Below are 6,065 nucleotides of genomic sequence, written 5' to 3'. Positions count from 1 at the left end.
ACCGCCGCGCCGGCGGCGACGGCTGCCGTTGCCGCCATTGCCGTTGGCACCGTCGCGGGCCTCGCCGTTGGGGCCCTTGCTGCCGTTGGCACCGTTCGCGCCGCGGGCTGCGTTGCCGCCGTTGCCGCCGCGGCCGCCGGCGCCCTGGCCGGCCTTGTTGTCACGGATGCGCTGCATCATTTCCTGGCGTGCCGCCTTGGCCGCGGCCTGCATGACTTCGCGGCTGGGCGGACGGCCGGCGCCGCCCCAGATGGTCTGGCGGCCCATGGCGATGGGCTCGGCGCGCTCGCCTTCTTCGGGGCCATAGCCTTCGATGGTCTGCACCGGAATCGTCTGCTTGGTGAAGCGCTCGATCTCCTGCATGAAGCCTTCTTCGTCCAGGCACACCAGGCTCACCGCCTGGCCTTCGCGCCCGGCGCGGCCGGTGCGGCCGATGCGGTGCACGTAGTCTTCGCTCACGTTGGGAATCTCGTAGTTCACCACGTGCGGCAGCTCGTCGATGTCGATGCCGCGGGCCGCGATGTCGGTGGCCACCAGGGCGCGGATCTCGCCGCTCTTGAAGCCGGCCAGCGCCTGCGTGCGGGCGCTCTGGCTCTTGTTGCCGTGCAGCGCCATGGCCGTGATGCCGTTCTTGGTGAGGAACTCGGCCACGTTGTTGGCGCCGAACTTGGTGCGGGTGAACACCAGCACCTGGCTCCAGTCGTTCTCGTTGATGATGTGCGCCAGCAGCGCCTTCTTCTTGCCGCGGCCCACCGGGTGCACCACCTGGGTGATGCGCTGCACGGTGGTGTTGCGCGGCGTGACCTGGATGCTCTGCGGGTTGCGCAGCAGGCCATTGGCCAGGTCGCGGATCTCGTCGCTGAAGGTGGCGGAGAACAGCAGGCTCTGCTTGTCGTTGGGCAGCAGGGCCAGGATCTTCTTCACGTCGTGGATGAAGCCCATGTCGAGCATGCGGTCGGCTTCGTCCAGAACGAGGATCTCGACGGTGGAAAGATCCAGGTGTCCCTGCTGCTGCAGGTCGAGCAGGCGGCCGGGGGTGGCCACCAGGATGTCCACGCCGCGCTTGATGCGGTCGATCTGCGGGTTCATGCCCACCCCGCCGAAGATGACGGTGGAAGTCAGGGGCAGGTTCTTGCCGTAGGTGCGGATGGACTCTTCGACCTGTGCGGCGAGTTCGCGCGTGGGCGTCAGCACCAGGGCGGCAATGCCGTCCTTGCCGAACTTGTTGATCTTGCCCTGGCCCTTGGAGAGCTTGTGCAGCATGGGCAGGGTGAAGGCGGCGGTCTTGCCGGTGCCGGTCTGGGCGCCGGCCAGCAGGTCGTGGCCTTCGAGCACGGCGGGAATCGCCTGCGCCTGGATGGGGGTGGGGGTTTCGTAGCCTTGCTCGTGCACGGCCTTGAGGATGGCCGGAGCCAACTTCAGTTCGTCAAAGTTCATTGATTCAACTTGGCGCCTTTCACGGCGCAGTGGTGTCCGCCAAATCCGGTGTCATGTGGACGCCGGGTCAGTCCGAGGCGGATGGAAAAGGATCGGGAGAGAGAGGGCCGCCAGGGCGCTGCAATTGCCAGCGCGGGAGGCTTCGCTCGTCCCCGGCGAAGAGCCGGTGTTGCGGTCGACTGGGCCGCGAACAGCCGACATTGTCTCATGACTTGGGACATGGCGCTTGAAACGCCCGATTCTGGTGCGCGCGCGGTGCCAATGGCCCGCCTTCGGCCTGCCTTCCAGGAGGCCCTGCGGTAGACTCGGGGCTTCAGGCCGGCCGCCCGCGCAACCAGCACCCGCAGTTTCAGCGCGCCGCCCGGATCCGCGCCAGGTCGAAGCCGCTTTTTCGACCCACACCCGAAGTTTCCACCAGCGACCAGACAGACATGGCCCAGTACGTCTACACCATGAACCGCGTCTCCAAGACCGTGCCGCCCAAGCGGCAGATCTTGAAAGACATTTCCCTTTCCTTCTTCCCCGGCGCCAAGATCGGCGTGCTCGGCCTCAACGGCTCGGGCAAGTCGTCGCTGCTCAAGATCATGGCGGGCATCGACAAGGAAATCGAAGGCGAGGCGCTGCCCATGCCGGGCCTGTCCATCGGCTACCTGGAGCAGGAGCCCAAGCTCAACCCCGAGCACACGGTGCGCCAGGAAATCGACGAGGCCATGGGCGAGGTGAACAACGCCAAGGCCCGCCTGGAAGAGATCTACGCCGCCTATGCCGAGGAAGACGCCGACTTCGACGCGCTGGCCAAGGAGCAGGGCGAACTGGAGGCGGTGATTGCCGCCGCCGGCACCGACTCCGAGCACCAGATCGAGATCGCCGCCGACGCGCTGCGCCTGCCGCCGTGGGACGCCAAGGTCGGCCTGCTCTCGGGCGGGGAGAAGCGCCGCGTGGCGCTGTGCAAGCTGCTTTTGTCCAAGCCCGACATGCTGCTGCTGGACGAACCCACCAACCACCTGGACGCCGAATCGGTGGAGTGGCTGGAAATCTTTTTGCAGCGCTTCACCGGCACCGTGGTGGCCATCACCCACGACCGCTACTTCCTCGACAACGCCGCCGAGTGGATTCTCGAACTGGACCGCGGCCGCGGCATTCCATGGAAGGGCAACTACAGCAACTGGCTGGAGCAGAAGGAAGCCCGCCTGGAGGCCGAGCAGAAGGGCGAAGAGGCCCATGCCAAGGCCATGAAGAAGGAGCTGGAGTGGGTGCGCCAGAACCCCAAGGCCCGCCAGGCCAAGAGCAAGTCGCGGCTGGCCCGCTTCGAGGAACTGAGCGACATCGAGTACCAGCGCCGCAACGAGACGCAGGAAATCTTCATTCCTGTGGCCGAGCGCCTGGGCAGCAAGGTCATCGAGTTCAAGAACGTCACCAAGAGCTTTGGCGACCGGGTGCTCATCGACAACCTGAGCTTCAACATCCCGGCCGGTGCCATCGTGGGCATCATCGGCCCGAACGGCGCCGGCAAGTCGACGCTGTTCAAGCTGGTGGCCGGGCGCGAGCAGCCCGATTCGGGCGAAGTGGAAATCGGCCAGACCGTGAAGATGGCCTTCGTGGACCAGTCGCGCGACGTGCTGTCCAACGACAAGACCGTGTGGGAAGACATCTCAGGCGGCCTGGACATCATCAACGTCGGCAAGTTCCAGATGGCCAGCCGCGCCTACGCGGGCCGCTTCAACTTCAACGGCCAGGACCAGCAGAAGAAGGTGGGCAACCTCTCCGGCGGTGAGCGCGGCCGCCTGCACCTGGCCAAGACGCTGATCCAGGGCGGCAACGTGCTGCTGCTGGACGAGCCCTCCAACGACCTGGACGTGGAAACCCTGCGCGCCCTGGAAGACGCGCTGCTGGAATACGCCGGCACGGTGATGGTCATCAGCCACGACCGCTGGTTCCTCGACCGCATCGCCACCCACATCCTGGCGGCCGAAGGCGATTCGCAGTGGTACTTCTTCGATGGCAACTACCAGGAGTACGAGGCCGACAAGAAGAAGCGCCTGGGCGAAGAGGGCGCCAAGCCGCACCGCGTGCGCTTCAAGGCGCTCAAGTAAGAGCCGGCTGACATCGCGCCACGGCGGCCCGGCGCATACTGGTCGGTCTGGCAACTCCCGGACCGAGGTGCAGCATGCGACGTGCGACGTGGCAATTGCCTTTGTGGATGGCGCTGGCGGCAGCGCTGGTCCAGTGCGGCGGTGGCGGCGGCAGCAGCCCGCCGGCTGCATCCTCATCCGCCGGCCAGGGCAGCACGGTGGCCGGCACCCCGCCGCCGTCCGGTGACGGGGCAACGCCCCCGCCAGCCCCCGTCTCCCTCAAGCTCACCGAAGTCATCACCGGCCTGAGCAACCCCTGGGCCCTCGCTTTCCTGCCGGACCGGCGCATGCTCATCACCGAGCGTGGCGGCAAGCTGCGGCTGCGCCAGGCGGACGGCTCGGCGCCGGCCGGCGGCGACACCGTGAGCGGCGTGCCCGCAGTGCTGGTCGCAGGCCAGGGCGGCCTGCTCGACGTGGCGGTGGACCCGGCCTTTGCCACCAATCGGCGCATCTACGTGAGCTTTGCGGAAGGCACCGCCACCTCCAACGGCACGGCCGTGGCGCGGGCGGAACTCGACCCCGACGCGCGCACCCTGAGCAACCTGGTCGTGATCTTCCGCCAGCAGCCCAAGGTGGACAGCACCGGCCACTTCGGATCGCGCCTGGTGTTCGATCGCAGCGGCCAGCTTTTCGTCGCCCTGGGCGACCGCCTGGTGGATTCGCAGCGCGGGTTCGCGCAAGACAAGACGCGCGACAACGGCAAGGTGATGCGGATCACCACGGACGGCGCGCCGTCGGCGGGCAATCCGTTCCCGGCCATGTCGGGCACGCACCAGGATTCCATCTGGAGCTACGGCCACCGCAACCCCCAGGGCGCGGCGCTGCATCCCGCGAGCGGCGAGCTGTGGGTGAGCGAGCACGGCCCGCAGGGCGGCGACGAAATCAACCGCGTGATGCCCGGCGCCAACTACGGCTGGCCCATCATCAGCTACGGCCAGGAGTACGGCACCACCACGCAGGTGGGCGAGGGCACGGCGAAGGCCGGCATGGAGCAGCCCGCGACCTATTGGGAAGAGATCGACGGCTCGCCCTGGACGGGCGGCGCCAAGTCATCGATTGCGCCCAGCGGCCTGGCCTTCTACACCGCCGACGCCATCCCGCAATGGAAAGGCAACCTCTTCACCGGCGCGCTGGCCGGGACGGCACTGTGGCGGCTCACGCTGAATGGCAACGTCGTCACGGCGCGCGAGCGGCTGCTGGCCGAGCGCGGCGAGCGCATCCGCGACGTGCGCCAGGGGCCGGACGGGTGGCTCTACATGCTCACCGACGCCAGCCCCAACGGGAAGCTGCTGCGCTTCGAGGCCGCGCCCTAGCCGCCTTAGCCGTCGTTTCAGTCGCGGCCCGCTTCGATGATCGCCTGCGCCAGCCGCGCCGGGTCGGAGAACCACATCTCGTGGCTCCCCGGGCATTCGACCAGGCGGAACAGACCCAGGCGCTCCGACAGCCGCGGATGCCAGGGCAGGCCATGCGGCAGCGCGATGTCCTGCTGGCAGTTGAGATAGGACTTGCCGACCTGCAGCGCATCCAGCGGCTGCGCCAGCACGATCTTGTCGGTGAAGGTGCGGTACGGGTGCGGATTGAGCCGCTCGTAGGCCGAGGTGGCCAGCGCCAGGTCGGCGTCGTTGATGAAGGCCTCGCGCCAGATCGGGAAGGGCAGCATCACGGCGTTGTTCTGCGCCGCGGCCACCGCGTCGAAGAGCTGCACATAGTGCGGCGGGACCATGTCGTTGAGGCACTGGCCAGGCAGCGGCACGAAGGCGTTGACATACACCAGCCGCTTCAGGCGCGCGGCGACTTGCTGCGCGGCGCCCGAAATGACCATGCCACCGTAGCTGTGGCCCACCAGGCGCACCTCGCGCAGGTCTTTCGATTCGATGAACTGGACCAGCGAATCGATGGCGTCCTGCAGGCCGGTGCGGCTGCGGTCGTCGCCCTCGCGGTTGCCGGCCAGCGTCGGGCAGTGCACCGTGTGGCCAGCCTGGCGCAGGTGCTGCGCGGTGGCTTCCATCTCGGCGCCGGTGTGCCAGGCGCCATGAACCAGGACATAGGTGTCGGTCATCGTCGTCTCCTTGCTGTTTGCGTGTGTGATGCGCGCACTTTAGGTTCCGCGATGCCGCCTGGATGGCCGCCGCCTGCCAGCCGGATGGCCGATGCCTGCCAGTGGCGGTTGGCGTCAGCGCGTACGACGCAGGGCACCGGGCGTCGCGCCCAGATGCCGCTTGCACAGGCGCACGAAATGCGAGGCATCGGCCAGGCCCACGCGGCGGCCGATCTCGGCAATGCCCAGCCGGTCGAAGCGCGGCTCGCTGAGCAGGCGGCGCGCCACGGCCATGCGGCAGTCCATCAGCAGGCCGGCAAAGCTCTGCTGGCCCTCGGCCAGGCAGCGGTGCAGGCTGCGTTCCGACAGGCCGAGCTGCGCCGCGATGGCGGCCGCGGTCAGCCCGGATTCCGCATGGCGCTCGCGGATGGCGTGCTGCACGCGCTCGCGCATGGCGG

At 68.0% G+C, this 6,065-nt stretch carries 5 protein-coding genes; 2 read left to right on the top strand and 3 right to left on the bottom strand.

Annotated elements, in window-relative coordinates; genetic code table 11:
• On the bottom strand, window positions 1-1,437 hold a 1,437-nt coding region (locus VSO01S_RS25670), incomplete at its 3' end, for a DEAD/DEAH box helicase (protein ID WP_068645599.1).
• A gap of 431 nt (window positions 1,438-1,868) precedes the next feature.
• On the opposite strand from VSO01S_RS25670, the gene ettA reads away from it, so the two are divergent.
• Both ettA and VSO01S_RS25660 read left to right on the top strand, forming a co-directional pair.
• Window positions 1,869-3,530: an energy-dependent translational throttle protein EttA gene (ettA, locus tag VSO01S_RS25665; RefSeq protein ID WP_068645598.1), complete on the top strand. Its 1,662-nt coding sequence runs from the start codon at window positions 1,869-1,871 to the stop codon at window positions 3,528-3,530.
• A 74-nt stretch (window positions 3,531-3,604) separates the two neighbouring features.
• The gene (locus VSO01S_RS25660) at window positions 3,605-4,882 is read left to right on the top strand and encodes a PQQ-dependent sugar dehydrogenase (RefSeq protein ID WP_084242128.1); all 1,278 of its coding nucleotides are present in this window, start codon (window positions 3,605-3,607) and stop codon (window positions 4,880-4,882) included.
• Window positions 4,883-4,899: 17 nt separating this feature from the next.
• Here the strand turns inward: VSO01S_RS25660 and VSO01S_RS25655 are convergent, their stop codons facing one another.
• Window positions 4,900-5,628 (bottom strand): alpha/beta hydrolase, encoded by a 729-nt coding sequence (locus VSO01S_RS25655; RefSeq protein ID WP_068645597.1) that lies wholly within the window; start codon window positions 5,626-5,628, stop codon window positions 4,900-4,902.
• Between the two features lie 114 nt (window positions 5,629-5,742).
• Window positions 5,743-6,065: helix-turn-helix transcriptional regulator (locus tag VSO01S_RS25650; protein ID WP_153305443.1), on the bottom strand; the 323-nt coding region annotated here is incomplete at its 5' end.

The organism is Variovorax soli NBRC 106424, from assembly GCF_001591385.1.
Taxonomy (GTDB): domain Bacteria; phylum Pseudomonadota; class Gammaproteobacteria; order Burkholderiales; family Burkholderiaceae_C; genus Variovorax; species Variovorax soli.
Note: the sequence above shows the minus strand (reverse complement) of the source record. Positions and strands in the feature narration are given on the sequence as shown.

Coding starts and splice junctions, on each gene's coding strand:
- ettA (WP_068645598.1), top strand. CDS start 1,869: ATGGCCCAGTACGTCTACACCATGAACCGCGTCTCCAAGACCGTGCCG.
- VSO01S_RS25655 (WP_068645597.1), bottom strand. CDS start 5,628: ATGACCGACACCTATGTCCTGGTTCATGGCGCCTGGCACACCGGCGCC.
- VSO01S_RS25660 (WP_084242128.1), top strand. CDS start 3,605: ATGCGACGTGCGACGTGGCAATTGCCTTTGTGGATGGCGCTGGCGGCA.